The 25,040-nt window shown below is 70.2% G+C and carries 25 protein-coding genes; 10 read left to right on the top strand and 15 right to left on the bottom strand.

Features of this window, described 5'->3' with window-relative positions; translation table 11 throughout:
- Positions 1-33: 33 nt before the first annotated feature.
- From AC1PMG_RS15790 to AC1PMG_RS15760, 7 genes are all read right to left on the bottom strand, one after another.
- Positions 34-669 (bottom strand): hypothetical protein, encoded by a 636-nt coding sequence (locus tag AC1PMG_RS15790; protein ID WP_017912407.1) that lies wholly within the window; start codon positions 667-669, stop codon positions 34-36.
- Entirely contained in the window at positions 666-1,307 is a 642-nt protein-coding gene (locus tag AC1PMG_RS15785) for a hypothetical protein (RefSeq protein ID WP_481109512.1), read from the bottom strand. Before AC1PMG_RS15785 ends, AC1PMG_RS15790 begins: the two co-directional genes overlap by 4 nt.
- Before the next feature lie 7 nt (positions 1,308-1,314).
- Positions 1,315-2,070 (bottom strand): PhnD/SsuA/transferrin family substrate-binding protein, encoded by a 756-nt coding sequence (locus AC1PMG_RS15780; RefSeq protein ID WP_481109511.1) that lies wholly within the window; start codon positions 2,068-2,070, stop codon positions 1,315-1,317.
- A complete protein-coding gene (locus AC1PMG_RS15775) occupies positions 2,067-2,567 on the bottom strand; it encodes a PAS domain-containing protein (RefSeq protein WP_342074409.1) in 501 nt (166 codons plus the stop codon). Before AC1PMG_RS15775 ends, AC1PMG_RS15780 begins: the two co-directional genes overlap by 4 nt.
- 9 nt (positions 2,568-2,576) lie before the next feature.
- Complete coding sequence (locus AC1PMG_RS15770; protein WP_026143691.1) at positions 2,577-2,939, bottom strand: roadblock/LC7 domain-containing protein; 363 nt, start codon at positions 2,937-2,939, stop codon at positions 2,577-2,579.
- 336 nt (positions 2,940-3,275) lie between these two features.
- A complete protein-coding gene (locus AC1PMG_RS15765) occupies positions 3,276-4,508 on the bottom strand; it encodes an endonuclease/exonuclease/phosphatase family protein (protein WP_481109510.1) in 1,233 nt (410 codons plus the stop codon).
- A gap of 91 nt (positions 4,509-4,599) precedes the next feature.
- Positions 4,600-5,361 carry an arginyltransferase gene (locus tag AC1PMG_RS15760; protein WP_017912412.1) on the bottom strand — a complete coding sequence of 254 codons (762 nt, stop codon included), beginning with the start codon at positions 5,359-5,361 and terminating at the stop codon, positions 4,600-4,602.
- Between the two features lie 200 nt (positions 5,362-5,561).
- Between AC1PMG_RS15760 and AC1PMG_RS15755 the strand changes: the two genes are divergently transcribed.
- Positions 5,562-6,164 (top strand): EF-hand domain-containing protein, encoded by a 603-nt coding sequence (locus AC1PMG_RS15755; RefSeq protein WP_481109509.1) that lies wholly within the window; start codon positions 5,562-5,564, stop codon positions 6,162-6,164.
- A gap of 357 nt (positions 6,165-6,521) precedes the next feature.
- Here the strand turns inward: AC1PMG_RS15755 and AC1PMG_RS15750 are convergent, their stop codons facing one another.
- The 3 genes from AC1PMG_RS15750 to AC1PMG_RS15740 form a co-directional block, all read right to left on the bottom strand.
- Positions 6,522-7,043: a putative signal transducing protein gene (locus AC1PMG_RS15750; RefSeq protein ID WP_481109508.1), complete on the bottom strand. Its 522-nt coding sequence runs from the start codon at positions 7,041-7,043 to the stop codon at positions 6,522-6,524.
- Positions 7,044-7,053: 10 nt separating this feature from the next.
- A complete protein-coding gene (tesB, locus tag AC1PMG_RS15745) occupies positions 7,054-7,962 on the bottom strand; it encodes an acyl-CoA thioesterase II (RefSeq protein WP_010341175.1) in 909 nt (302 codons plus the stop codon).
- A gap of 72 nt (positions 7,963-8,034) precedes the next feature.
- Positions 8,035-8,814, bottom strand: a complete 780-nt coding sequence (locus AC1PMG_RS15740; protein ID WP_481109507.1) for an enoyl-CoA hydratase/isomerase family protein — start codon at positions 8,812-8,814, stop codon at positions 8,035-8,037.
- Positions 8,815-8,848: 34 nt separating this feature from the next.
- On the opposite strand from AC1PMG_RS15740, the gene AC1PMG_RS15735 reads away from it, so the two are divergent.
- Complete coding sequence (locus tag AC1PMG_RS15735; RefSeq protein WP_481111687.1) at positions 8,849-9,298, top strand: copper chaperone PCu(A)C; 450 nt, start codon at positions 8,849-8,851, stop codon at positions 9,296-9,298.
- A gap of 289 nt (positions 9,299-9,587) precedes the next feature.
- Here AC1PMG_RS15735 and AC1PMG_RS15730 read toward each other — a convergent pair whose 3' ends face one another.
- Positions 9,588-9,995 (bottom strand): acyl-CoA thioesterase, encoded by a 408-nt coding sequence (locus AC1PMG_RS15730; RefSeq protein ID WP_160947640.1) that lies wholly within the window; start codon positions 9,993-9,995, stop codon positions 9,588-9,590.
- A complete protein-coding gene (gene uvrA, locus AC1PMG_RS15725) occupies positions 9,995-12,991 on the bottom strand; it encodes an excinuclease ABC subunit UvrA (RefSeq protein ID WP_267096961.1) in 2,997 nt (998 codons plus the stop codon). The genes AC1PMG_RS15730 and uvrA overlap by 1 nt, the downstream gene beginning before the upstream one ends.
- Before the next feature lie 296 nt (positions 12,992-13,287).
- On the opposite strand from uvrA, the gene rplU reads away from it, so the two are divergent.
- From rplU to cgtA, 3 genes are all read left to right on the top strand, one after another.
- Positions 13,288-13,608: a 50S ribosomal protein L21 gene (gene rplU / locus AC1PMG_RS15720; RefSeq protein ID WP_010341170.1), complete on the top strand. Its 321-nt coding sequence runs from the start codon at positions 13,288-13,290 to the stop codon at positions 13,606-13,608.
- Between the two features lie 12 nt (positions 13,609-13,620).
- Positions 13,621-13,881, top strand: coding sequence for a 50S ribosomal protein L27 (gene rpmA, locus AC1PMG_RS15715; protein WP_010341169.1), 261 nt, complete (start codon positions 13,621-13,623; stop codon positions 13,879-13,881).
- Positions 13,882-14,119: 238 nt separating this feature from the next.
- Positions 14,120-15,175, top strand: a complete 1,056-nt coding sequence (gene cgtA / locus AC1PMG_RS15710; RefSeq protein WP_152180459.1) for an Obg family GTPase CgtA — start codon at positions 14,120-14,122, stop codon at positions 15,173-15,175.
- Positions 15,176-15,296: 121 nt separating this feature from the next.
- On the opposite strand, the gene rpsT is transcribed toward cgtA, so the two are convergent.
- Positions 15,297-15,569, bottom strand: coding sequence for a 30S ribosomal protein S20 (rpsT, locus tag AC1PMG_RS15705; protein ID WP_010341167.1), 273 nt, complete (start codon positions 15,567-15,569; stop codon positions 15,297-15,299).
- A gap of 116 nt (positions 15,570-15,685) precedes the next feature.
- Here rpsT and murJ point away from each other — a divergent pair, with 116 nt between their 5' ends.
- The 5 genes from murJ (at position 15,686) to ispH (ending at position 22,937) form a co-directional block, all read left to right on the top strand.
- Positions 15,686-17,278, top strand: coding sequence for a murein biosynthesis integral membrane protein MurJ (murJ, locus tag AC1PMG_RS15700; RefSeq protein WP_481111686.1), 1,593 nt, complete (start codon positions 15,686-15,688; stop codon positions 17,276-17,278).
- A gap of 202 nt (positions 17,279-17,480) precedes the next feature.
- Positions 17,481-18,479 (top strand): bifunctional riboflavin kinase/FAD synthetase, encoded by a 999-nt coding sequence (locus AC1PMG_RS15695; RefSeq protein WP_152180458.1) that lies wholly within the window; start codon positions 17,481-17,483, stop codon positions 18,477-18,479.
- A 6-nt stretch (positions 18,480-18,485) separates the two neighbouring features.
- Entirely contained in the window at positions 18,486-21,317 is a 2,832-nt protein-coding gene (ileS, locus tag AC1PMG_RS15690) for an isoleucine--tRNA ligase (protein ID WP_481109506.1), read from the top strand.
- A 109-nt stretch (positions 21,318-21,426) separates the two neighbouring features.
- On the top strand, positions 21,427-21,930 hold the full coding sequence (lspA, locus tag AC1PMG_RS15685; RefSeq protein WP_481109505.1) for a signal peptidase II: 504 nt from the start codon (positions 21,427-21,429) through the stop codon (positions 21,928-21,930).
- 56 nt (positions 21,931-21,986) lie between these two features.
- On the top strand, positions 21,987-22,937 hold the full coding sequence (gene ispH, locus AC1PMG_RS15680) for a 4-hydroxy-3-methylbut-2-enyl diphosphate reductase (RefSeq protein ID WP_254458754.1): 951 nt from the start codon (positions 21,987-21,989) through the stop codon (positions 22,935-22,937).
- A 388-nt stretch (positions 22,938-23,325) separates the two neighbouring features.
- On the opposite strand, the gene AC1PMG_RS15675 is transcribed toward ispH, so the two are convergent.
- The gene (locus AC1PMG_RS15675; protein WP_481109504.1) at positions 23,326-24,045 is read right to left on the bottom strand and encodes a hypothetical protein; all 720 of its coding nucleotides are present in this window, start codon (positions 24,043-24,045) and stop codon (positions 23,326-23,328) included.
- Positions 24,042-24,998 carry a hypothetical protein gene (locus tag AC1PMG_RS15670; RefSeq protein ID WP_481109503.1) on the bottom strand — a complete coding sequence of 319 codons (957 nt, stop codon included), beginning with the start codon at positions 24,996-24,998 and terminating at the stop codon, positions 24,042-24,044. The genes AC1PMG_RS15675 and AC1PMG_RS15670 overlap by 4 nt, the downstream gene beginning before the upstream one ends.
- Between the last annotated feature and the right edge of the window lie 42 nt (positions 24,999-25,040).

Raw genomic sequence — 25,040 nt, 5'->3', positions numbered from 1 at the left:
CATTCCCCACTCCCGATTCCCCATTCCCAGCCGCTAAGCCGGCGGCGCAAACCGTGCCGCCGCCAGGCGGATGCTCCACACCAGTTCGACCATCGCCAGGTTGTTGAGCAGGGCCTCGCCGCCCAGCACCAGCCAGTAGCCGGCGCCGTCGACCCAGAACGGCACGAACGACCAGTCCGGCAGCAGCAGTTGCGGCTCGCTGTAGAACGCCACGTAGCGGTGCGCGCCGTGCCAGCCGCGCGCGCTCTGGCGCTGGGCGAAGCCGGAGAAGTCGGCCGCGGCCACGCTCAGCGTGTCGGCCTGTTCCTGGTCCAGGCCGGCATGGCCCAGGCAGAAGCCGCTGTCGGAGGCCAGCACCGCGCGGCGTTCGGCCGACAGCGGGGCGATCACGTGCTGGGCGAAATCGTCCAGGCGGATTTCCGGGCCCGGCACTGCGCGCCGTAGCAACTGCACCCATTGCTGTTCGCGCGCCTCCTGCAGTAGCCGCTGTGCGTCGCCGCCCACGCGCTGGCGCCATTCCTGCAGCGACAGCGCGCCGTGCGCGCCGAGCAGCAGTTGCAGCGCGCGCTGCAGGCGGTCGGGCGTGGCGCTGGCGAAGCCGTGCAGCACGCCGTGCGGGGTCGGCATCAGCCAGGTCGGTTCGGAGTTGGTCGGGTCGGGGGCGGTCATCGCGGCGCACTCGCGCTGGAAAAGGACAGGGCGTCGACGCTGCGGCCACCCAGCGGCTCGCGCTGCTGCAGCCAGCGCGCGGTGCTGTCCCAGCGGTCGCCCAGGGCCAGCGCATGGCGGCGCAGTTCGCGCGTGGCGAGCATGAAGGCGAGCTTGTCCTGGCAACTGATGCAGTAGTCCAGGAACTCGCGCTCGCAGCGCGCCGCGGCGATCGGTGCGCCGTCGCACAGCGCGTCCACCACCTCGCGCACCATCCGCCGCGAATGGTCCGGGCTGGCCCGGCGCACCCGCGCCGGCACGTCGGCGGACGGCCGCGCCAGCACGCTCCAGCGCGTGGCCAGGGCGTTGATCGGCAGCAGCGCGTGGCCCTGGCTGTGGCGCTGGAAGGCCTCGGCCACGTGCGGCGCCAGATGCGTCGCGGCCATCTGCAGCGCCAGCTGGCGCAGAGCGACGTCGTGCCGCGGCAAGGCCACGAACAGGTCGGCAAGCACGCCCTGGGTCGGTTCGTTGTCGTGCAGTTGCAGCGCCGCGTGCAGCCGCGCCAGGTGCGCGGCTGCGTCGCGCGGGTCGCGCAGCAGGGCGCGGGCATGGGTGCGCATCACCAGGCGTGCGGGATCGCGAGCGGGAAGCGTGGGCATGGGCGCCTCAGTCCAGCAAGGTGTCGATCAGGTCGATCATGAATTCGGCGTCCTCCGTGGCCATCGCCTCGAAGCCGCGCTCCAGGCCCAGCGCGTCGAGCACCGCCTGGTCGTCGGGGTGCGCGGCATCGCCCAGCGCCAGCAGGGCGTCGCGCAGCGCCGGCAGTTGCGGGCCCAGGCGCGGATGCGCCAGCAGCACGTGGGCGATATCGCACAGCGCGCTTTCCACCAGCGGGCGCAATCGCTCGCGGGTCAGGCGCGACAGGCCGTGGTAGGCGGTGGCCAGGAACAGGCCGGCATCGGCTTCGCCTTCCAGCAGCAGCCGCGCCACCGCGGCGTAGCTGCTGGCCGGGCGCCAGGCGATGCGTTCCGGCTCCAGGTCGGCCGGTTCCAGCAGGCGCAGGCCGATCAGGCGCACGTCGTGGTTGGCGGTCAGCGCGATGCGGCAGCCGTAGGGCAGGTCTTCCACGCAGCGCGCCGGCGCCTCGGCCGCGGTCGCGATCACCACCTCGTCGGCGTGCCCGCGCGGCCTGGCCAGCGGCAGGTAGCCGCGGTCGCGGATCAACGCGCTGGCGTCGAACGGGCTGGCGTACACCAGGTCGACGACGCTGTCGTCCAGCAATTGCCGCTGTTCGGCGGCGTCGGCCGGCATCAGCAGGCGCAGGCCGAGGCCGGCGCGGCGCTGCAGCACCGTGCTGAGCAGGTACCAGCCGCCGAAGTACTCGGGCGCGAAGTCCGGCGCGACCAGGAACGTGCAGCTCATGCCAGCGGCTCCGCGCGTTCGTCCTGCAGCCATTGCGCGTACAGCGGCTGCAACGCGTCGATGCGCCGTCGCGACGGCTTGCGCCGCACCGAGGTGAAGCCGACCACGCGGCCGCCGCGGACGTTTGGCAACGCGGTGGCGTAGACCCAATAGCAGGCGCCGTCGCGGCGCAGGTTCTTGACGTAGCCGTGCCACTTCTCGCCTGCCAGCACGGTGTCCCAGAGTTCGCGGAATGCGCGCCGCGGCATCTCCGGGTGGCGCAGGATGCAGTGCGGCGCGCCGATCAGCAGTTCGCGCGGCCAGCCGCTGAGTTCGACGAAGGCGTCGTTGGCGTGGGTGATGATGCCGTCCAGGTCGGTGCGCGAGACGATCAGGCGCCCGTCCGGATAGGCCACCTCGCGTTCGCTCCAGTACACCGTGCGGCGGCTGCCGTCGTGGTAGCGCAGCTCGGCGCTGCGGTGCGGCTCGTGCGGCGCTTGCATCGGCGGCAGCGGCATGGCGGCCCCCTACAGGATCTGTTGCAGCGCCTGCGCGGCGCGCTTGATGTCCAGGAACACCAGGCCGAGCTTGGCGCTGGGCTTGGCCAGCACGGTCAGCACCGCCTCGCGGCCGGCCGCACTCATGATCACGTAGCCGAGTTCGCCCTGGATCAGCACCCGCTCCAGCGCGCCGCGCGCCAGTTCGCGCGCGCTGCGCTCGCCCAGCGCGAGCAGCGCCGCGGACATCGCGCCGACGCGGTCCTCGTCCATGCCCTGCGGCATCGCCGAGGCGATCATCAGCCCGTCCAGGGAGATCAGCGCCGAGGCCTCGATATCGGCGGTGGCGCCATTGAGGCCTTCCAGCGCCTGTTGCAACTGTTGCGTTCGCATTCTCGCCATCCGCTTGCGCATCCCGACCGGGTGCGGGAGGCATTGGACCGCGTCGGCGCAGTCTTGCCCTTGATCTGGATCAAGGCCGATGGCAACGCCCGGCGCAGGTGCCTGCGCAGGAGGGGCGATCCGATGGGCGGCACCGCTGCCGCGAACGCGTCGGGCCCTGCTCACACCGGCGCCGCCTCGCGGCCAGCGGTCAACGCGGACGCGCGGGTGCAGGCCGCTCGCCAGGCGCCTGGCGCGCCGGCCAGACAAGCAAAAGGCGGCCGTCAGGCCGCCTGTGGGGTGCTGCGAGGCGGCGCCATGCTGCGCGCCGCGCCGGGCCGCCTGCGTTTACGGCCCCGCGGCGACGTCGACCCAGACCAGGTGGTGGTCGCTGCCGTCGGCGATGGCGGCGGAGGCATCATTGGAGGCTGGCCAGAACACGCCGCTGTCCAGGTAGCGGAAGTTGCGCGACGGCAGCACGTAGTCCAGGCGCATGGTGCCGGCCTTGGGGCCGAAATCGCCGGTGACCTGCTGCGGGGGGCCGCGATGGTCGATGCCGGTGGCCGCGTAGGCGCGCGTGGTCTCCTCGCCGCCAGCGCTGTGCGGGGTGGGATATTGCAGGACACGCGGATGCGTCACCAGCGCGCGGATCGCGTCGTGGTGGCCGTCGCCGTCGATCACGTCGTTGTTGAGGTCGCCGAGCATCACGAACTGCGCATCGGCGGCCAGCCCGCCGCAGCGGCCGGCGTCGTCGCACAGCCAGCGCGCCTTGCCGCTGCCGGCATCGTCCAGGTACTCGCGCCACAGCCGCAGTTCGTCGTGGTTGCGTGCGGCGTTGCGTTTCTCCGCGCCGTCGAACACGGGCGGGGTCGGGTGCGACACCAGCGCATGCAATACGCCCAGCGGGGTGCGCACCGGCACGTCCCAGTGCGACTTGGACGACAGCCGCAACTGCGCCCAGACCGCGTCGCTGTGGAAGAAGCGGCCGGTGGCCGGATCGACCGGGCGCAGCGCGTCGGGCATCGCGCTCCATTTCAGCAGGCGGAAGCTGCGCACCGCCGCGGTGTCGATTGGGTATTTCGACAGCAGCAGCATGCCGTACTGGCCGGGATGCAGGCCGTAGCCCCAGGCGTCGTTGCCGCGCGCGCGGCCTTCGCCGCCGACATGGCCGTCGTTGTCCAGGTCCAGGCCGCTCGGCACGCCGGTGTTGACCGGGGCCAGGTACCGGTAGGGATAGCGCAGCGCCGCGCCGCCGTGCGGTTGCGGCACCGCGAGGTAGCGTTGCTCGAACAGGTCGGCGGCGCGGTGCGCCTCGTCGTAGTCGAACTCGTTTAGCAGCACGATGTCCGGACGCACCTGCTGCAGCACCGCGGCGATCTTGCGCGCCTGCGCGCTGTCGCCCTGCAGGGCGGCGATCAGCGCGCCGGGGTCGTCGGCATTGAGCGAGGTGTTGTAGGTGGCCAGGCGCAGTGTCGTGGCGGCGGGCGCTGCGGCGTCGGTCATCGGGGCGGAAGTGGGAGCGGTGTGCGCACAGGCGCCGCACAGCAGGGTCAGGGCGAGCAGGAGGAGGCGTGATGTCATGCGCCGATTTTCGCATGCAAGGCATGTCGGCACGATGGCGCGGCGACGTGCGGCGGCATCGGCTGGGCAGCGCGGTATCGGTGGCCGACGGCTAGCCGCCGAGCTGGCGCAGATAGTCGTCGAAGTCGCGCCAGTGGCGGCCGTCGTAGGCCTGCAGCGGCCGGAAGCGGCGCTTGTAGTCCATCTTCTGGTGGCCGCGGATCCAGTAGCCCAGATACAGGTGGCGCAGGCCCTCGCGTCGCGCCCAGGCGATCTGCTGCAGGATCGCCAGGGTGCCCAGGCCGCGCGCGCCGGCATCCGGGTCGTAGAAGGTGTAGACCGCCGACAGCGCCTGCGCGGCGATATCGGTGACCGCTACCGCCAGCAGCGGCCCACGCCGTCCGTCCGGCATGCGTTGCCGCAGCTCCAGGAAGCGCCCATGCGACCAGCGGCCGATCAGGAACTGGTCGAACTCGTGCGCGCCGTGATCGTCCATGCCGCCGCCGGGATGGCGGTGGCGCAGGTAGCGCTGGTACAGCGCCAGCTGTTCCTCGCTGCGCTCGGCGGCGACGATGCGGACCTCGACATCGGCATTGCGCGCCAGGCAGCGGCGCTGACTGCGATCGGGCACGAACGCGTCGATCGGGATGCGCACCGCAACGCAAGCGCGGCAATGGTCGCAGTGCGGGCGATAGACCAGATCCCCGGAGCGGCGGAAGCCCCAGCTCAGCGCCAGCGGATACAGCGCCCCCAGGCGCGGATCGTGCGGGTCCAGCACCAGGTCGCGGGCCTGCCGCTCGGGCCAGTAGCCACACGCGTGCTGGCCGGTCTGGAACAGCCGCAGGTCGTCGCTGGCGTCGGAATGGATAGCCATGCGTCGAGCATAGCGCTTCGCCATCGCAGGGGCCGCGACTGTCCCGTCCATGAATGCGCCCGGCGGCGGGTCAACCGCGGCGGCGACGGGGCGTTGTCAGCAGGGAAGGCACCGCGGTGCCGGCCCGCGATGCGGGCCGCTTGCGGCGCCGGACGCCTGCCGTCTTCGGCAGGTTCCTCATCATCCTCAGGGAGTGACCCATGAAGTCTCGCAACCCGCTGCTCGCCCTGGCCGTGCTGGCCGTGCTGTCCGGTACCGCCTACGCTGTTCCTCCGCCGCCGGCCGATCCCGCCGCGCCTGCCGATGCCGGCGGCATCGCCGCGCTCGACAAGAACGGCGACGGCGTCATCGACCGCAGCGAGGCCGCCGCCGATCCGCGCCTGGCCGAGCATTTCGACGCCATGGACAAGAACCACGACGGCAAGCTCAGCCGCGACGAGTGGCCGCGCCACGGCCGTCACGGTGGCCCGGGCGACCACGGCGTGCCCGGCGCGATGATGGCCAAGCTGGACACCAACAAGGACGGCCGCATCAGCCGCGCCGAAGCGCAGGCCGATCCCAAGCTCGCCGCGCGCTTCGACAAGATGGACGTGAACAAGGACGGCTACATCGACCGTGCCGACTTCGAACTGCGCGCCAAGCAGCATCGCGATGCCTGGTTCACCGCGGCCGACACCAACAAGGACGGCATGCTCAGCCGCGCCGAGTTCGATGCGGCGCAGGCCAAGCGCTGGGCGCATCGCCCGGGCGGGCAGCGCGGCGGCGATGCGCCGGTACCGATGCCGGCGCCCGACAGCAATTGAGCCATCCGCCGCGGCGGTGGCCGCGGCGTCACTGCACCAAGGCGCCGATCGACAGCGCCCCTGCGCCCATCGCGCAGGGGCGTTTTTTTATGGACCCAAACCTGCTGTCGCGCGCTGTGCAGTGCGGCGCAGGTGCAGCGTGGGAAGTGCATGGTCGCGCGGTGCGTCGACAGCGTCGCGGCCGGTTGCGGTGCCGGCATTTGCTACAGCGAACACCGCGTGCAGGACGCGATCGCCGTGCCGATCGGATTGTCGTCGCAGCACCCGGTACCACGCCGTCGCGCAAGAACGATCATCGGCAGGACGTCATCGCATACGCGATGCCCACCGCATGCGTAGACCTGCGCTCGGCGCGGCTCAGTTGCCGCGCGGTGCCGGCTGCACGCGCACGCGCACTTCGTCGCTGCCGTTGTTCTGCGCCGGGGGCGTGGCCGGTTGCGTCGCGGGTGCCTGTGCCGGTGCGGTGGTCGGCGCGCGGTTGTCGCGATGGCGCAGCGCCGTGATCAGCGCCACCCCACCGATCGCCAGCAGCAGGGCGATGCGGATGCGCCAGGCCCAGCGCTTGCCGGTGTCGGCTTCCACCTGCGAGCGGAACTCGTTCAGATAGGGCGCACGGCCCTGTTCCGGGTCGCGGCGGGTGCTGTCGAGCAGGCCGGCGTCGCGCAGCAGTTCGCGTGCGCGCGGTTGGTCGTCGGCGTGCACCACCCACACCGTGGGCTGGGCCTGCGCCGCGACCGGGTCGAGATAGCTGAACTGGCCGCTGCGCCGGGTCCGGTAGGAGCGGCCGTTGCTCAGGCGCACGTCGATGCCGGCATCGCGCAGCAGGGCGGCGACACCTTCGGCGGTTTCCACACGTTGGCTGCTGAAGATCTGACGCATGTTCGTGTCCTCAGCGTTTTGCCGGCACCTGCGCCGCGGCGTCGGCGTCGGGGACCACGCGGATCAGGCCCTCCTGTGCGGTGCTGGCCACCAGGGTGCCGTCGCGGGTGAAGAACTGCCCGCGCGCCAGGCCGCGCGCGCCCTGCGCGCTGGGGCTGTCCAGCGAGTACAGCAGCCAGTCGTCGGCGCGGAACGGGCGATGGAACCACAGCGCGTGGTCGAGCGAGGCCATCTGCACGTTCGGCGTGTAGTAGCTGATGCCGTGCGGGAAGGTGGCGGTGCCGAGCAGGTGGAAGTCGGAGGCGTAGGCGAGCAGCGCCTGGTGCAGTTCTGGTGCATCGCCGACCGGCTCGCTCAGGCGCAGCCACATCTGCTGGAACGGCGGACGCTTGGGCGGATTCAGTTCGTCGCGCGGATACACGTGGCGGAACTCGAACGGGCCGCCGCGCGAGAGCCAGCGCTGCACCTTGGTCGGCAGCGTCGCCAGCACTTCCGGGCGCGCCGCCGGGGTCGGCTCGATGTCTTCCGGCTGCGGCACTTCCGGCATCTTCAGCTGGTGGGTGGCGCCGTCCTCCTGTTCCTGGAACGAGGCCGCGCAGAAGAAGATCACCTTGCCGTGCTGGATCGCGGTGACCCGGCGCACCGAGAAGCTGCCGCCGTCGCGGGTGCGGTCCACGTCGTAGACGATGGGATGCTCGATGTCGCCTGCGCGCAGGAAGTAGGCGTGCAGCGAGTGCACGCGGCGCGCGTTCTCGACCGTGGCCTGCGCCGCCGACAGCGCCTGGCCCAGCACCTGGCCGCCGAACACGTACTTGGTGCCGATGTCGCGGCTCTGGCCGCGGAACAGGTTGTCCTCCAGCCGCTCCAGCGACAGCAGCTCGATCAGTTCGGAGACGACGGGGGCGGGCTTGGCGGACAAGAGGCGGGGCCTGGCGACGGACGTGCGCCGATTATAGCGGGCCGTCCACGCCCGCCCGCGTGCCCGCTCCGCTCAGCCCTTGCCCAGCCGCGCCACCAGCGCGCGCAGTGCGGCCTGGGTGTCCGGCGCCTGCCAGTCGTCGATCAGCCGTTCCAGCCCGATGTGCTCGTCGGCCAGCGCCGCGCGCAGGTCGGCGCGGGCGATGGCACGGGTCTGCAGCATCGGCTGCCGCGGGCGCTTGAGCAGGTCCAGCAGCCAGGCCAGCGCGCGCGCCACCACCAGGTCGGCGTCGACCAGTTCGTCGACCAGGCCGATCTCCAGCGCGCGCTCGGCACTGACCAGGTCGCCGCCGACCAGCAGGCGCTCGGCGCGGTGCGCGCCGACTACCCGCCGCAGCAGGCGCTGGATGCCTTCCGGGGCGACCAGGCCGACCTGGGTCTCGTTGAGGCCGATGTGCAGCGGATGCGCCGCATCGGGGCTGCGCGCCATCACCCGGTAGTCGCAGCACAGCGCCAGCACGCAGCCACCGGCCGGCGCGTGGCCGGTCAGCGCTGCGACCACCGGGATCGGGCTGGCGGCCAGGGCACGCGCTGCGCCGAAGAACTGCTGCCAGCTGCCGAGCAGCTTGGCGCGGTCGTCGCCGTGGCCGAGCAGGTGCGGCACGTCCATGCCGGCGGAGAACAGGCGTTCGTTGCCCGACAGCACGATGCCGTGCGCACCGTCGGCGCCGGCCTGCTCGATCGCCTGGATCAGGTGCCGGCACAGCTCGGTGTCCAGCGCATTGACCGGCGGCCGCGCCAGGCGCAGTTCGCGGAGGGGGCCGTGGTTGATCACGTCGATGAGCGTCGTCATGCTGCGGTCTGCTTTCGAAGAAGGAACCTCGGCGATGATAACCAAACCATTCGCTGGCGTATTGTTCGTGCTGTGTGCGGCGGCTGCCGCCACTGCGTCGGCTGCGGAACCGGCGTGTGTGACCCTGGAGCAGGGTTGGGCGCGCTTGCCGCCGAATCCGGCGATGCCGATGACCGCCGGCTATGGCGTGCTCCACAACGGCTGCGGCACGCCGGTCACGATCGTCGGGGCCAGCAGCCCCGCTTTCGGCGATGTGTCGCTGCACGAGACCACGCTGGTGGCCGGCGTCAGCCGGATGCGCGCGGTCGAGCGCGTGCCGCTGGCCCCCGGTGCACGCGTCGAGCTCAAGCCGGGCGGCATGCACCTGATGCTGATGCAGGGCAAGGGGGCGCTGATCGAAGGCCAGGCCGTGCCGCTGCAGTTGCAACTGGAAGATGGCGGCAAGGCCGACGCGACGCTGACGGTGCGCAAGCAGGCGATGTAGGGGAGCCTCCTCGCGAGAGGGCGCCTCTCCTCGTCGTAGGAGCGGCTTCAGCCGCGACGGGCGTTAGCGTGAATGCCCGTCGCGGCTGAAGCCGCTCCTACGAAAGCAAGCAGCGCCAATGCAAATGCGAAGGGGCTGTTGGAGATGCCTATGCCGCACCACGCGAAATCGTGCGCAGGTGCTCGACTAGGTGAGCGGTCGCACGCTGCGCCCGCGATTCAAGCGACAACGCCGCCGGTATTTCGATGGTGTGTCTTGCGCCGGGCCTCGCCCGGCGCAAGCCCAGGCGTCAGCTCGTGGCCTTGCGCACGGCGTCGGGCAGCGGCGCGCTCTTGCCGGTCTGGGTGTCCATCCACACCACCACCACGTTGCCGTCGGAGTACAGCCGGCTCTCGTCCTGCTGGTCGACGATGCGGTGGCCGATGGTCACGCTGCTGGTGCCCAGGCGCTCGACGAACAGCTCGACCAGGATGTCGTTGGGCCACACGATCGGCGCGCGGTAGTTGACGTTGGTCGCCGCCACCACCGGGGCGATGCGATCGCTCATCGACACGCCTTCCACGCCCAGCATCCAGCGCACGCGCGCCTCTTCCAGGTAGGAGATGTACTTGGCGTTGTTGACGTGGCCCATGCTGTCCATGTCGCGCCAGCGCACGCTGATCGGGATGCGCGCCAGGATCTTGTGTTCGCTGCTCATCAAACGTCCTTCTTCTTCTTGGTGCCGGTGCTGGTGGTGCTCTTGCTGGCCTTGCCGCTCTTGGCGGCCACGGCCTTCTTCGCCGGCTTTTCCGGCTTGACCTTGCGCGGCGGGCGCGCATCGGGCTTGTTGGCCATCGCCGCCGGCTGCTCCGGGCGCGCGCTGGTCGAGGGCAGCATCCGCGCCAGGAACTGGCCGGTGTACGACTGCGGGCAGGCCGCCACGTCTTCCGGCGTGCCGGTGACCAGGATGGTGCCGCCGCGGTGGCCGCCTTCCGGTCCCAGGTCGACGATCCAGTCCGCGGTCTTGATCACGTCCAGGTTGTGCTCGATCACCACCACGGTGTTGCCTTCGTCGCGCAGCTTGTGCAGCACGCCCAGCAGCGCCTCGATGTCATGGAAGTGCAGGCCGGTGGTCGGCTCGTCGAGGATGTACAGGGTGCGGCCGGTATCGCGCCGCGACAGTTCCTTGGACAGCTTCACCCGCTGCGCCTCGCCGCCGGACAGGGTGGTCGCGCTCTGGCCGAGCTTGATGTAGCTCAGGCCCACGTCGACCAGGGTCTCCAGCTTGCGCGCGATCGACGGCACCGGCTCGAACAGCTTCAGCGCATCCTCGACGGTCATTTCCAGCACGTCGTTGATGTTGAAGCCCTTGTACAGGATCTCCAGCGTCTCGCGGTTGTAGCGCTTGCCGTGGCAGACGTCGCAGGGCACGTACACGTCCGGCAGGAAGTGCATTTCCACCTTGATCAGGCCGTCGCCCTGGCAGGCCTCGCAGCGGCCGCCGCGCACGTTGAAGCTGAAGCGGCCCGGCGAGTAGCCGCGCGAGCGCGCTTCCGGCACCTGCGCGAACAGTTCGCGCAGCGGGGTGAACAGGCCGGTGTAGGTGGCCGGGTTGGAGCGCGGGGTGCGCCCGATCGGCGACTGGTCGATGTCCACGACCTTGTCGAACAGGTCCAGGTGCTCGATCTCGCGGTACGGCGCCACGCTGTGCGAGGCGCCGTTGATCTCGTTCGCCGCCAGGGTGAACAGGGTGTCGTTGATCAGCGTCGACTTGCCCGAGCCGGATACGCCGGTGATGCAGGTCAGCAGGCCGGCCGGGATGTCCAGGTCGACGTTCTTGAGGTTGTTGCCGGTGGCCCCGCGCAGGTGCAGGGTCATCTTCGGATTGGCCTTGTGGCGCTTGGCCGGGATCTCGATGCGGCGCTTGCCCGACAGGTATTGCCCGGTCAGCGAACGCGGCGCCTTCAACAGGTCCTGCACGCTGCCGTGGCCGACCACCTCGCCGCCGTGCACGCCGGCGCCGGGGCCGATGTCCAGCACGTAGTCGGCCAGGCGGATCGCGTCCTCGTCGTGCTCGACCACGATCACCGTGTTGCCGAGGTCGCGCAGGCGGGTGAGGGTGCCGAGCAGGCGTTCGTTGTCGCGCTGGTGCAGGCCGATCGACGGTTCGTCGAGCACGTACATCACGCCCACCAGGCCGGCGCCGATCTGGCTGGCCAGGCGGATGCGCTGCGCCTCGCCGCCGGACAGGGTGTCGGCCTTGCGCTCGAGGGTCAGGTAATCCAGGCCGACGTCGACCAGGAAGCCCAGGCGTTCGGCGATCTCCTTGACGATCTTGCTGGCGATCTCGCCGCGCCAGCCGGGCAGGTCGAGCTGGCGGAAGAAGCTCAGTGCATCGTCGATCGGCAGCACCACCAGGTCCGGCAGCGGACGGTCGGCGACGAACACGTTGCGCGCGGCCTTGTTCAGGCGCGCGCCCTTGCAGTCCGGGCACGGCCGTTCGCTGATGTACTTGGCCAGTTCCTCGCGCACCGCCGGCGATTCGGTCTCGCGGTAGCGGCGCTCCAGGTTGGGGATGATGCCTTCGAAGCGATGCTTGCGCTGGGTGCGGCCGCCGGCATCGGTGAAGTAGGTGAAGGTGATGGTCTCGTCGCCGCTGCCGTACAGCACCGCCTGGCGCACGCTCGCCGGCAGCGACTGCCAGGGTGCGTCGACGTCGAACTTGTAGTGCTTGGCCAGCGAGGCGATCAGCTGGAAGTAATACGCGTTGCGCCGGTCCCAGCCGCGCACCGCGCCGGCCGACAGCGACAGCTCCGGATGCACCACCACCCGCTCGGGATCGAAGAACTCGGCCACGCCCAGGCCGTCGCAGCTCGGGCAGGCGCCCATCGGCGCGTTGAACGAGAACAGGCGCGGTTCCAGCTCCGGCAGCGAGTAGTCGCAGACCGGGCAGCTGTACTTGGAGGAGAACAGGTGCGGCGCGGCCGCGGTGTCGTCCAGCGACTGCACCGACACCATGCCGTCGGCCAGCTTCAGCGCGGTCTCGAAGCTCTCGGCCAGGCGCTGCTTGATGTCCTCGCGCGGGCGGAAGCGGTCGATCACCGCCTCGATGGTGTGCTTCTGGCGCAGCGCCAGCGCCGGCACCGCGTCGATCTCGTACAGCTCGCCGTCCACGCGCACGCGCACGAAGCCCTGCGCGCGCAGTTGCTCGAACACCTGCGCATGCTCGCCCTTGCGCTCGCGGATCACCGGCGCCAGCAGCATGTAGCGCTGCTCCGGGTCCAGGGTCAGCACCTGGTCGACCATCTGGCTGACCGTCTGCGCCTCCAGCGGGTAGCCGTGGTCGGGGCAGCGCGGCTGGCCGACGCGTGCGTACAGCAGGCGCAGGTAGTCGTAGATCTCGGTGATGGTGCCCACGGTGGAGCGCGGGTTGTGCGAGGTCGACTTCTGCTCGATCGCGATCGCCGGCGACAGGCCTTCGATGTGATCGATGTCGGGCTTCTCCATCACGCTGAGGAACTGCCGCGCGTACGCCGACAGCGACTCCACGTAGCGGCGCTGGCCCTCGGCGTAGATGGTGTCGAACGCCAGCGAGGACTTGCCGGACCCGGACAGGCCGGTGATCACGATCAGCTTGTCGCGCGGCAGGTCGAGGTCGAGGTTCTTGAGGTTGTGCGTCCGCGCGCCGCGGATGCGGATGTAATCCATCGCCATGAAGAGATTCCGGAATGTGCCGGCCGTGGCGGTGCCGCTGGCCAGTGTGGGGGCGGAAAGGGGACGGCAATCGATCAGCGTACCCAGCTTGTCAGGTGGGGGCAATTGCCGCAGATCCCAGCGCCGCCGGGCGCCGGCGGCTGGCTGGTTCAGGCAGCGGGGCCGGCCCGCGGGGCTTGACAGTCCGGGCCTGGGTGGGCTTGACCCTGCCGCGCGCGGCGGCTTACAATCCCGCTCCTGTCTGCCCGAAACGGCACGACGGGAACGACCACAATAACTACAGAGGAAGTCTGGTCATGTACGCAGTACTGGTCACCGGCGGTAAGCAATACCGCGTCGCGCAGGGCGAAACGCTCCGCGTGGAAAAGCTCGAAGTCGAAGCCGGCAACGAGATCACGTTCGACAACATCCTGATGCTGGGCGACAGCGACGGCATCAAGATCGGCGACGCGCTGAAGGGCGCCGCCGTCACCGCCAAGGTCGTGGCTCATGGCCGCGCCGACAAGGTGCGCATCATCAAGTTCCGCCGCCGCAAGCACCACATGAAGCGTCAGGGTCATCGGCAGCACTACACCGAAATCGAGATCACCGGCATCGCCGGTGGCGACAAGAAGTAAGGAGCAGCAGTCATGGCACACAAAAAAGGCGTAGGTTCCTCGCGCAACGGCCGCGACTCCAACCCGAAGTACCTGGGCGTGAAGATGTTCGGCGGCCAGGCCATCGAAGCCGGCAACATCATCGTGCGTCAGCGCGGCACCCAGTTCCACCCGGGCGCCGGCGTCGGCCTGGGCCGCGACCACACCCTGTTCGCGCTGGTCGACGGCAAGGTCGAGTTCTCGGTGAAGGGCGCCAAGAAGCGCCGCACCGTGAGCGTGGTCACCGAGGCGTAAGTCGCCGGTGTCCAGGGCCTGCGCCGTGGCGCAGGCTTGCTGACGAAAGCCCCGCTTCGGCGGGGTTTTTCGTTTGGTGGCCGGGATGGCGGGATTGGGGATTGGGGATTCGCAACTGCGGATTCCGCCAGAGCCCTCGATTGCTGGCCTCCGTTCCGTTGCCTCCGTTCTTTTGCTGGCGCCGCTAAACTGTGGCGTCCGGTGTTTTCCCAATCCCGAATCACGAATCCCGAATCCCATGAAACTCGTAGACGAAGCGGAAATCCAGGTCACGGCCGGCAATGGCGGCAATGGCTGCATCGGCTTTCGCCGCGAGAAGTTCATCCCGCTGGGTGGGCCTGACGGCGGCGACGGCGGCAACGGCGGCAGCGTGTGGCTGGTCGCCGACGAGAATCTCAATACCCTGGTCGACTTCCGCCACCAGCGCGCGTTCCGTGCGCAGCGCGGCGAGAACGGCATGGGCCGGCAGATGTACGGCAAGGCCGGCGAGGACCTGACCATCACCGTGCCGGTCGGCACCGTGGTGATCAACGTCGAGACCGACGAGGTCATCGGCGACCTGGTCGCGCACGGCGACCGCCTGCTGGTCGCGCAGGGCGGCAAGGGCGGCCTGGGCAATATGCACTTCAAGAGTTCGGTGACGCGGGCGCCGCGCAAGGCGACGCCGGGCGAGGAGGGCGAGGAGCGCACGCTCAAGCTGGAGCTGAAGCTGCTGGCCGACGTCGGCCTGCTGGGCTTCCCCAATGCCGGCAAGAGCACCTTCATCCGCGCCGTGTCCGCGGCGACGCCGAAGGTCGCCGACTACCCGTTCACCACGCTGTATCCGAACCTGGGCGTGGTCAGTGTCGAGGCCTACCGCAGCTTCGTGATCGCCGACATTCCCGGGCTGATCGAGGGTGCCGCCGACGGCGCCGGCCTCGGTGCGCAGTTCCTGCGCCACCTGCAGCGCACCCGCCTGCTGCTGCACCTGGTGGATCTGGCGCCCATGGAGGGCGGGGTGGATGGCGTATCGCCGACCGAGCAGGTGCGGGCGATCGAGCGCGAGCTGCAGAAGCATGATCCGGAGCTGCTGGCCAAGCCGCGCTGGCTGGTGCTGAACAAGGCCGACCTGATGTTCGAGGACGAGGCGCGTGCGCTGGCCGAGCAGGTTGTCGCCGAGTTGGGCTGGACCCAGCCCTGGTACCTGGTGTCGGCACTGGGCCGCGAAGGCACCTGGCCGATCATGAAGGACGTGATGGCGTTCTTCGACCGCCAGCGCGAGGAGGCGCTGGAGGCGGCCGCCAATGCCTCCTGAGCGTCGCGCCGTCCCGCGGCGCGCGGGGCAGGGTGACGCGCACACGAAAAACCCGGCCGAGGCCGGGCTTTTTCGTGGTGCTGCCGGAAGCGTGCGCGCTTCCGGCGTCGACTGCGGCCGATCAGGCGGCGGTCTTGATCGCCTTGATGCGGGCGCTCAGGCGGCTCTTGTGACGGGCAGCCTTGTTCTTGTGGATCAGGCCACGCGAGCTGAAACGGTCGAGGATCGGCTGGGCGATGGCGAAAGCGGCTTCGGCGCCGGCTGCGTCGTTGGCGTCCAGGGCCTTGATGACCTTCTTGACGGCGGTGCGCAGCATCGAACGCTGAGCCGTGTTGCGCGCGTTGCGCACGACGGTCTGCTTGGCGCGCTTCTTGGCGGACTTGATATTGGCCACGGTGGTGGTTTCCTGGAAAGCTGTGTGGTGGATAAAAACAAGCGGGAGAGTATGAAGCGTCCGAATATTCGCGTCAAGTCAATTGTCAAGAGGGCCGCCGCATGAGCACGCCGCGCATGCTCCGCGGGCTGCTCTCCTTCAGCAGCATGACCATGGTCTCGCGCGTGCTGGGGCTGGTGCGCGACCAGGCCATCACCATTTCCTTCGGCGCCAACGCCACCACCGACGCGTTCTGGGTGGCGTTCCGCATCCCCAACTTCCTGCGCCGGCTGTTCGCCGAGGGCTCGTTCGCCACCGCCTTCGTGCCGGTGTTCACCGAGGTGAAGGAGACCCGCCCGCACGCCGACCTGCGCGCGCTGATGTCGCGGGTGTCCGGCACCCTGGGCGGGGTGCTGCTGCTGGTCACCGCGCTCGGGCTGATCTTCACCCCGCAGGTGGCGATGCTGTTCAACCCCGGTGCCAGCGACGACCCGGCCAAGTTCGGGCTGATCGTCGACCTGCTGCGGCTGACCTTCCCGTTCCTGCTGTTCGTGTCGCTGACCGCGCTGGCCGGTGGCGCGCTCAACAGCTTCCACCGCTTCGGCCTGCCGGCGCTGACCCCGGTGATCCTCAACCTGTGCATGATCGCCGGCGCGCTGTGGCTGGCGCCGCGGCTGCAGGTGCCGATCCTGGCGATGGGCTGGGCGGTGCTGGTGGCCGGCGTGCTGCAGTTGCTGTTCCAGTTGCCGGCCTTGCGCGGCATCGACCTGCTGACCCTGCCGCGCTGGGGCTGGCAGCACCCGGACGTGCGCCGGGTGCTGACCCTGATGGTGCCGACCCTGTTCGGCTCCTCGATCGCGCAGATCAACCTGCTGCTGGACACGGTGATCGCCTCGTTCCTGTACGCCGGCTCGCAGAGCTGGCTGTCGCAGGCCGACCGCTTCCTGGAACTGCCGCTGGGCGTGTTCGGCGTGGCCCTGGGCACGGTGATCCTGCCGGCGCTGTCGCGGCACCACGTCAAGACCGACCGCGCCGGGTTCTCCAGCGCGCTGGACTGGGGGCTGCGCACCACCTTGCTGATCGCGGTACCGGCGATGCTGGGGCTGATGTTGCTGAGCCAGCCGCTGGTGGCGACCCTGTTCCAGTACGGCAAGTTCACCGCCTTCGATACGCGCATGGCGGCGATGTCGGTGTTCGGGCTGAGCTTCGGCCTGCCGGCGTTCGCCCTGCTCAAGGTGCTGCTGCCGGCGTTCTATTCGCGCCAGGATACGCGCACGCCGGTGCGCGCCGGCGTCGCTGCGCTGGTCGCCAACATGGCGCTGAACCTGTTGTTCCTGGCGATCCTGTACCAGCTGTGGGTGCCGGCGGAGCTGCGTGCGCAGGGCGTGCGCGCGGCGCTGGAGGCGGTGCCGGGCCTGCACCTGGCACTGGGCCTGGCCAGCGCGGTGGCCAGCTACCTCAACCTGTCGCTGCTGTGGCGCTGGCTGCGCCGCGACCAGGTCTACCAGCCCAAGCCGGGCTGGAGCGGCTACCTGCTGCGGCTGGGCGTGGCCTGTGCGGCGATGGCCGCGGTGCTGGCGTTGGGCCTGCACTGGCTCCCGGCGTTCACCACCATGGACAAGTGGCACCGCATCGGCAGCCTGTTGCTGCTGGTCGGCGGCGGCGGCGCGGTGTATCTGCTTGCCTTGCTGGCGCTGGGGTTCCGGCCGCGGGATCTGCGCGAGCAGTAGTGGGGCTGGGAGTGGGGATTCGGGATTGGGGATGCGTAGGAGCGGCTTCAGCCGCGACCTGCGGGGTGGAGGTGGAATCCCGGTCGCGGCTGAAGCCGCTCCTACGGCGGGAGGCTGCGCCCGGGCCGTGGCCCCACCCGCTATACTCGACGGTTACGCATCATCGACCGGCGCCTCCTGCGCCGGCGCTTCGGACCGAGGAATGAGCAGGCTGTTTAGAGACGTCGAGGGCGGGACCCTGTTCCCGCAGGGAAGCGTGGTCTGCATCGGCGCCTTCGATGGCCTGCACCTGGGCCACCGCGCGCTGGTGCGGCAGGCGATCGCGCGCGCGCGCGAAGCGGGCGTGCCGGCGGTGGCGCTGAGCTTCGAGCCGCTGCCGCGCGAGTTCTTCGCCCCGGCTGCGCCGCCGCCGCGGCTGACCCTGGCCCGGGCCAAGGTGCAGGGCCTGCTCCAACTCGGCATCGACAGCGTCGGCCTGCTGCGCTTCGACCGGCGCATGGCGTCGATGAGCGCGGAAGACTTCGTGCAGCGCGTGCTGGTCGAGCGCCTGCGCGCGCGCGAGGTCTGGATCGGCCCGGCGTTCCGCTTCGGCCACAAGCGCGGCGGCGACATCGCGCTGCTGCGTGCGTTGGGCGCCCAGCATGGCTTCGCCGCCGACGAGATCGCGCCGGTGCACCTGCGCGAGGAGCGCATTTCCAGCACCCGCATCCGTGAGTTGCTGGTGGCTGGCGAGTTCGCCCATGCGGCGGAGCTGCTCGGCCGCCCGTACGCGATCGGCGGCCGCGTGGTGCGCGGCAAGCAGCTCGGGCGCACGCTCGGCTATCCCACCGCCAATCTGCGGTTCGCCCGCACCCCGGCGCTGTCCGGCATCTACGCCACCTGGGTGCATGGGGTGGCGGCACAGCCGTGGCCGTCGGTGTCCAGCTTCGGCACCCGCCCGACCGTGCAGGGCGTGGAGCCGCTGCTGGAAGCGCACCTGTTCGATTTCCAGGGCGACCTGTACGGTCGCCACATCGAGGTGGAGTTCGTCGCCAAGCTGCGCGACGAGGAAACCTTCGCCGATCTGCCGGCGCTGACCGCGCAGATGCACCGCGACGCCGCGCTGGCGCGGCAACTGCTCGCTGCGCCTGCCGGCGCGGGCCTGCCGCCCGTATCCGCCGCCCCGCGCGCGGACCTCCCCCTGAAGACCACCGACCGGTAACTGCCCGTGACCCAGGACTACAAAGCCACCCTCCATCTGCCGGCGACCGAGTTCCCGATGCGCGGCGACCTGCCCAAGCGCGAGCCGGACATCCTGGCGCGCTGGGAGAGCGAGGGCCTGTATACGCGGCTGCGCGACAACGCCCAGGGCCGGCCGCTGTTCGTGCTGCACGACGGCCCGCCGTACGCCAATGGCGCGATCCACCTGGGGCATGCGGTCAACAAGATCCTCAAGGACATCATCGTCAAGTCCAAGTACCTGTCCGGCTACGATGCGCCGTACATCCCGGGCTGGGACTGCCATGGCCTGCCGATCGAGATCGCGATCGAGAAGAAGTTCGGCAAGGTCGGGGTCAAGCTGGATGCGGTGCAGTTCCGGCAGAAGTGCCGCGAGTACGCCAACGAGCAGATCGACATCCAACGCCGCGACTTCAAGCGCCTGGGCGTGATCGGCGACTGGGACAATCCCTACCGCACGCTGGACTTCCATTTCGAGGCCAACGAGATCCGCGCGCTGGCCAGGATCGTCGAGAACGGCCACCTGACCCGCGGCGTGAAGCCGGTGCACTGGTGCTTCGACTGCGGCTCGGCGCTGGCCGAGGCCGAGATCGAGTACGCCGACAAGCAGTCGCCGACGGTGGACGTGGCCTACACGGCCCGCGACGGCGCGGCGCTGGCCGCCGCGTTCGGCGCGACCCTGCCGGACGGTGCGGACGTGGCGGTGCCGATCTGGACCACCACGCCGTGGACGCTGCCGGCCTCGCTGGCGGTGTCGCTGGGGCCGGAGCTGGTCTATGCGCTGGTGGAAGGCCCGGCCCGCGACGGCCGCCGCCGCTGGCTGGTGCTGGCCGATGCGCTGGCCGAGCGCGCGCTGCAGCGCTACGGCGTCGATGAGGTGGTGGTGCATGGCCGCGTCGCCGGCGCGGCGCTGGAGCACCAGGTGCTGGCGCATCCGTTCTACGACGAGCGCGACGTGCCGGTGATCCTCGGCACCCACGTGTCCGATACCGACGGTACCGGCGCGGTGCATACCGCCCCCGGCCACGGCCAGGAGGACTACGTGGCGGTGAAGCCGTACGGGCTGCTGGAGCGCTACGGCGCCGCGCAGATCAACCCGGTGGATGCGCGCGGCGTGTACCTGCCGTCGACCCCCGCGGTCGATGGCACGGAACTGGCCGGGCTGCACATCTGGAAGGCCAACGACGTCATCGCCGACCTGCTGGCCGCGCGCGGGCTGCTGCTGGCGCGTGCCAGCATGGTCCACAGCTATCCGCATTGCTGGCGCCACAAGACGCCGATCGCGTTCCGCGCCACGCCGCAGTGGTTCATCTCGATGGAGCAGGCCAACCTGCGCGCCGAGGCGCTGCAAGCCATCGAGGGCGTGCACTGGTACCCGGCCTGGGGCCAGGCGCGCATCGCCGGCATGGTCGCCGGGCGCCCGGACTGGACGATCTCGCGCCAGCGCACCTGGGGCGTGCCGATCGCGCTGTTCGTGCACCGCGAGACCGGCGAGCCGCATCCGCGCAGCACCGAGCTGATGCGCCAGGTCGCCGACCGCGTCGAGGAGGGCGGGGTGGACGTGTGGTACGCGCTCGACGCCGCCGAGCTGCTCGGCGACGAAGCGGGCGACTACGACAAGATCACCGACATCCTCGATGTCTGGTTCGATTCCGGCGTCACCCACGAGGCGGTGCTGACCGAACGCGGCCTGCCCAAGCCGGCCGACCTGTACCTGGAAGGCTCCGACCAGCACCGCGGCTGGTTCCAGTCCTCGCTGCTGACCGGCGTGGCGCTGGACCACGCGGCGCCGTACCGGCAGTGCCTGACCCACGGCTTCACCGTGGACGAGCACGGCCGCAAGATGTCCAAGTCGCTGGGCAACGGCATCGAGCCGCAGGACATCATGAAGACGCTGGGCGCGGACATCCTGCGCCTGTGGATCGCCTCGGCCGACTACAGCAACGAGATGTCGCTGTCGCAGGAAATCCTCAAGCGCAACGCCGACGCCTACCGGCGCCTGCGCAACACCGCGCGCTTCCTGCTCGGCAACCTGCACGGCTTCAACCCAGCAGTGCACCTGCGGCCGCTGCCGGAACTGGTGGCGCTGGATCGCTGGATCGTGCACCGCGCCTACGAGGTGCAGGAGCAGATCAAGGCCGCCTACGCGCGCTACGACTTCGCCGCCATCGTGCAGGCGCTGCTGAACTTCTGCAGCGTGGACCTGGGGTCGCTGTACCTGGACGTGACCAAGGACCGGCTGTACACGATGGCCGAGGACTCGCTCGGCCGGCGTTCGGCGCAGACTGCGATGTTCCATGTGGCCGAGGCCTTCGTGCGCTGGATCGCGCCGATCCTGAGCTTCACCGCCGACGAACTGTGGGGCTACCTGCCGGGCGCGCACCTGGGCAACGTGCTGTTCGCGACCTGGTACGAAGGCCTGGCGCCGTTGCCGGAGGACGCGGCGCTGAGCGCGGCCGACTTCGAGCAGTTGCTGGCGCTGCGCGAGCAGGTGGCCAAGGTGCTGGAGCCGATGCGCGGCAATGGCGTGATCGGCGCGGCGCTGGAGGCGGAGATCACCGTCGCCGCCGACGCCGCCACCGCCGCGAAGCTGCAGCCGCTGCAGGAGGAACTGCGCTTCCTGTTCATCAGCGGCGACGTGGTGGTGCGCGAGGCCAGCACCGACGAGATCTTCGTCAGCGCCCAGGCCACCGAGAAGCCCAAGTGCGTGCGTTGCTGGCACTACCGCGCCGACGTCGGCGCCGATCCGGCGCACCCGGAATTGTGCGGCCGCTGCGTCAGCAACATCGAAGGACCGGGCGAGGAGCGCCGCTGGTTCTGAGTCCCGTCCCCGGCCACGCGACCTGCGCGCTGCCGGGGCCAGCGGCGGCGCCGTGGTTGCGGCGCCGGCCGTCCTTCCTTTCCTTATTCGCCCAAGGCGGACTTCCCGCATGACCGCACGACCCAACCCCTCCGCCCTGATCTGGCTGCTGCTCTCGGCCGCGGTGATCGGCCTGGACCAGTGGAGCAAGGCCTGGGTGCTGTCCAGCCTGCCCGAATTCACCGCGGTGCCGGTGATTCCCGGCTTCTGGAACTGGTACCGCACCTACAACACCGGTGCGGCGTTCAGTTTCCTGAGCCAGGCCGGCGGCTGGCAGCTCTGGTTCTTCACCGCGCTGGCGGTGGGCATCAGCGCCCTGCTGGCCTGGTGGCTGGCGCGCACCCCGCGCGGCGAGTGGCGCAGCGCGCTGCCGTACGCGCTGGTGATCGGCGGGGCGATCGGCAACGTGATCGACCGGCTGATGCACGGCCACGTGGTCGATTTCATCCAGTGGTACGTGGGCGAGCACTACTGGCCCTCGTTCAACATCGCCGATTCGGCGATCGTTGCCGGCGCCATCGGCATCGCCCTGTTCGGCCTGTTCGACGGCAAGGCGAAGCGAAAAGCGGGATAATCGGTGCCACTCTCCCTGTCGAAGCGCCTGGCCCCTGTGGCCGGCGGATCTAGCTAATGGATGTCCTGCTCGCCAACCCCCGCGGCTTCTGCGCCGGCGTCGATCGCGCGATCGAGATCGTCAAGCGCGCCATCGAAACCCTGGGCGCGCCGATCTACGTGCGCCACGAGGTGGTGCACAACCGCTTCGTGGTCGACGACCTCAAGCAGCGCGGCGCGATCTTCGTCGAGGAACTGGACGAGGTGCCCGACGGCAACACGGTGATCTTCAGCGCCCACGGCGTGGCCCAGGCGGTGCGCCAGGAGGCCGAGCGGCGTGGCTTGAAGGTGTTCGACGCGACCTGCCCGCTGGTGACCAAGGTGCATTTCGAGGTGGCCCGGCACTGCCGCGCCGGCCGCGACGTGGTGCTGATCGGCCATGCCGGCCATCCGGAGGTGGAAGGCACGATGGGGCAGTGGGACCGCGAATGCGGCACCGGGCGCATCTACCTGGTCGAGGACATCGAGCAGGTCGCCACGCTGGACGTGCAGCAGCCGGAGAACCTGGCCTACACCACCCAGACCACGCTGTCGGTGGACGACACTCGCGGCATCATCGAGGCGCTGCGTGCGCGCTACCCGGCGATGCAGGGGCCGAAGAACGACGACATCTGCTACGCCACCCAGAACCGCCAGGACGCGGTGCGCGACCTGGCCAGGGAGTGCGACCTGGTGCTGGTGGTCGGCTCGCCGAACAGTTCCAATTCCAACCGGCTCAGCGAGCTGGCGCGGCGCGACGGGGTGGAGTCCTACCTGATCGACGGCGCCGACGAGATCGACCCGGCCTGGGTCGCCGGCAAGCGCCGGGTCGGCCTGACCGCCGGCGCCTCGGCGCCGCAGGTGCTGGTGGACGGGGTGATCGCGCGGTTGCGCGAACTCGGCGCCGATGGCGTATCCGAACTGGCGGGCGAGCCGGAGTCGATGGTGTTCGCGCTGCCCAAGGAACTGCGGCTGCGGCTGGTCGACTGACGGTCGCGTTCGGTCGCGCGTTCTGCACTGGAGAGGCGGCTGTCGTGGCGAGCCGTAGGAGCGGCTTCAGCCGCGACTGCCATTCGTAGCGCCCGGCGCTGCTGACGAGTACTGCGACCAACTTGCTTTCGCCGCAATCAAGCCGGATGCAGGTTTTCTCGTAGGAGCGGCTTCAGCCGCGACGGGCCTTATCGGGAACGCCTGTCGCGGCTGATCCCGAAAAGGGGACGAGAGCCGCTCCTACGAAATAGCCGAGACGGCGCGATGCGCGCGCCGATAGGGTATTGGCTGCGCCCCGAAGCCGCCTCGCGTGAGCGCGAGGCGTCCTGGCAGCGGTGCCGGCACCGCGCGTGGCCTCCGGCGCCTGCCGCGCCGAAGCCACTACGGCTTACTGGCGCTGCATGCCGCGCGGCCGTCCCTGCGCATCGAACTCGATGCCCACGCTGACGCGATCGCCTCGCACGCCGTCCGGCATCCAGCGCAGGCGCCCGCGCCGGCCGATCAGCACGTAGACGTGATCTACCTTCTTCGGCTCGGCCTGCAGCGTCTCGCCCTGCTCCCGCAGGGCGGTGGCCACCCGGTAGGCACCCTCGAAATCGATGTCCTGCAGGGCGGCGGTGTCGGTGGCCGGCTTGAGGAACGGCCCGAACATGCCCGGATTCACCGGCGCGTCCTTGTGCCAGGCGTCGTCGTGAAAGCTGTATTCGTCCACGTGGTCCGGCTGCGCGGGATCCAGCAGCTCGAGCCCGATCCGGTTGTCGTAGAAATGCACGGCATGGAACACGCGCAGGTCGTGGCCCTGCAACTCGGGCAGGTCCGCCAGCGCCTGCCGCGCCGCGCGCAGCTGCGCCGGGTCGAACAGCAGGTTGCCGCGTGGTGCCGGCGCCGGCTCCGGTTCGGTGTCGGCGGCGGGGGTGGCCGGGGTCGACACTGCCAGCGATTGCGGCCTGGATGCGTCCTGCGGGGCGCCTGCCGGGCCCGCCGCCTGCAGGCGCGGTCCCGCCTGCAGGGTGGCGCGGATGGTGTCCCAGGCGCCACCGGCGAAGGCGATGCCGCCGAGCAGCAGCACCACGCCGGCGAAGACCACTGGGGTGGGTGGCGTTCTCATGGCAGCTCCAGGTCGGTGCGGGTGGGGTGCTGCGGGTCGTACAGCACCGACACCGTGTCGCGCGGTAGTTGCCCGACGTCGATCAGCGACACGAACCGCCGCATCGTCGCCTCGTGCTTGGTGCCTGACGCGTCCTCGAACGCCACGTGGAACTCCACCTGCGGCTGCTCGTTGAGGGTGGTGCCGGTCTGGCGCACGTCCAGCACCCGCGCCCGCGCGCGCAGGCCGCGGTACTTCAGGGTCTCGTCGGTGGCGTTGTGGCGGATCACGCGCAGGATCACGCGCAGCGCCAGCACGTAGCCGTTGAGCACCAGCGCGCTCATCAGCAGCGGGTGGTTGAAGGACAGGAAGGTCCAGCCCAGCCCGCGGTTCTGCAGGCGCCAGGCCAGCACATAGGCCCCGCCGACCAGGACCACCAGCAGCACGGCGCCGGCCGCGCGTCGCCACAGGCTGGCGCGGTCCAGGGCCGGCTCGGCGTCCTCCAGCACCAGATTCGGGGCCGTGCCCGGGGTGGTGCTCAGCCGCAGCGGCACGCTCCGCCCGCTCTCGAAGCGGCGTTGCGCCGGCTTGCGGTCCACGATCAGCAGGGTGTCGCGGATGGGCGTGCCGGACAGGTTGTCGAAGGCCAGGGTCAGCGACAGCTGCGGCCAGCCCTTGACCTCGACCCCGGTCGGGGCGGCGCGTTCGATCAGCGCCTCGCGGCGCACGCCGTGGGTCAGGAGGTGACGCACGCGTTGCAGCGCCCGCCCGGGCATCAGCAGCAAGGTGTCCAGATAGGCGTAGAGCAGGTGCAGCCACAGGCCCAGCGACAGCGCCAGCAGGGTCAGCGCCCACCCAGGCGAACTGGGCTGGGCCAGCACGCGTGGCCAGTCGCTGGCGAAATAGAGGATGCAGGGGAAGGGGATGGCGAAGAACAGCAGAAACGCGAGCCAGAACCAGGCGAACAACTTCACGATGGGCGGGGGATGCGTACGACGGGGGCGGGAGGGTAACCC

The sequence above is a fragment of the Xanthomonas sp. NCPPB 2250 genome, from assembly GCF_056725265.1.
Note: the sequence above shows the minus strand (reverse complement) of the source record. Positions and strands in the feature narration are given on the sequence as shown.

What these genes read in the sequence shown, in the direction of transcription:
- AC1PMG_RS15790 (WP_017912407.1), bottom strand. Translation starts at nt 669, where the DNA reads ATGACCGCCCCCGACCCGACCAACTCCGAACCGACCTGGCTGATGCCG.
- AC1PMG_RS15785 (WP_481109512.1), bottom strand. Translation starts at nt 1,307, where the DNA reads ATGCCCACGCTTCCCGCTCGCGATCCCGCACGCCTGGTGATGCGCACC.
- AC1PMG_RS15780 (WP_481109511.1), bottom strand. Translation starts at nt 2,070, where the DNA reads ATGAGCTGCACGTTCCTGGTCGCGCCGGACTTCGCGCCCGAGTACTTC.
- AC1PMG_RS15775 (WP_342074409.1), bottom strand. Translation starts at nt 2,567, where the DNA reads ATGCCGCTGCCGCCGATGCAAGCGCCGCACGAGCCGCACCGCAGCGCC.
- AC1PMG_RS15770 (WP_026143691.1), bottom strand. Translation starts at nt 2,939, where the DNA reads ATGCGAACGCAACAGTTGCAACAGGCGCTGGAAGGCCTCAATGGCGCC.
- AC1PMG_RS15765 (WP_481109510.1), bottom strand. Translation starts at nt 4,508, where the DNA reads ATGACATCACGCCTCCTCCTGCTCGCCCTGACCCTGCTGTGCGGCGCC.
- AC1PMG_RS15760 (WP_017912412.1), bottom strand. Translation starts at nt 5,361, where the DNA reads ATGGCTATCCATTCCGACGCCAGCGACGACCTGCGGCTGTTCCAGACC.
- AC1PMG_RS15755 (WP_481109509.1), top strand. Translation starts at nt 5,562, where the DNA reads ATGAAGTCTCGCAACCCGCTGCTCGCCCTGGCCGTGCTGGCCGTGCTG.
- AC1PMG_RS15750 (WP_481109508.1), bottom strand. Translation starts at nt 7,043, where the DNA reads ATGCGTCAGATCTTCAGCAGCCAACGTGTGGAAACCGCCGAAGGTGTC.
- AC1PMG_RS15740 (WP_481109507.1), bottom strand. Translation starts at nt 8,814, where the DNA reads ATGACGACGCTCATCGACGTGATCAACCACGGCCCCCTCCGCGAACTG.
- AC1PMG_RS15735 (WP_481111687.1), top strand. Translation starts at nt 8,849, where the DNA reads ATGATAACCAAACCATTCGCTGGCGTATTGTTCGTGCTGTGTGCGGCG.
- AC1PMG_RS15730 (WP_160947640.1), bottom strand. Translation starts at nt 9,995, where the DNA reads ATGAGCAGCGAACACAAGATCCTGGCGCGCATCCCGATCAGCGTGCGC.
- uvrA (WP_267096961.1), bottom strand. Translation starts at nt 12,991, where the DNA reads ATGGCGATGGATTACATCCGCATCCGCGGCGCGCGGACGCACAACCTC.
- rplU (WP_010341170.1), top strand. Translation starts at nt 13,288, where the DNA reads ATGTACGCAGTACTGGTCACCGGCGGTAAGCAATACCGCGTCGCGCAG.
- rpmA (WP_010341169.1), top strand. Translation starts at nt 13,621, where the DNA reads ATGGCACACAAAAAAGGCGTAGGTTCCTCGCGCAACGGCCGCGACTCC.
- cgtA (WP_152180459.1), top strand. Translation starts at nt 14,120, where the DNA reads ATGAAACTCGTAGACGAAGCGGAAATCCAGGTCACGGCCGGCAATGGC.
- murJ (WP_481111686.1), top strand. Translation starts at nt 15,686, where the DNA reads ATGCTCCGCGGGCTGCTCTCCTTCAGCAGCATGACCATGGTCTCGCGC.
- AC1PMG_RS15695 (WP_152180458.1), top strand. Translation starts at nt 17,481, where the DNA reads ATGAGCAGGCTGTTTAGAGACGTCGAGGGCGGGACCCTGTTCCCGCAG.
- lspA (WP_481109505.1), top strand. Translation starts at nt 21,427, where the DNA reads ATGACCGCACGACCCAACCCCTCCGCCCTGATCTGGCTGCTGCTCTCG.
- ispH (WP_254458754.1), top strand. Translation starts at nt 21,987, where the DNA reads ATGGATGTCCTGCTCGCCAACCCCCGCGGCTTCTGCGCCGGCGTCGAT.
- AC1PMG_RS15675 (WP_481109504.1), bottom strand. Translation starts at nt 24,045, where the DNA reads ATGAGAACGCCACCCACCCCAGTGGTCTTCGCCGGCGTGGTGCTGCTG.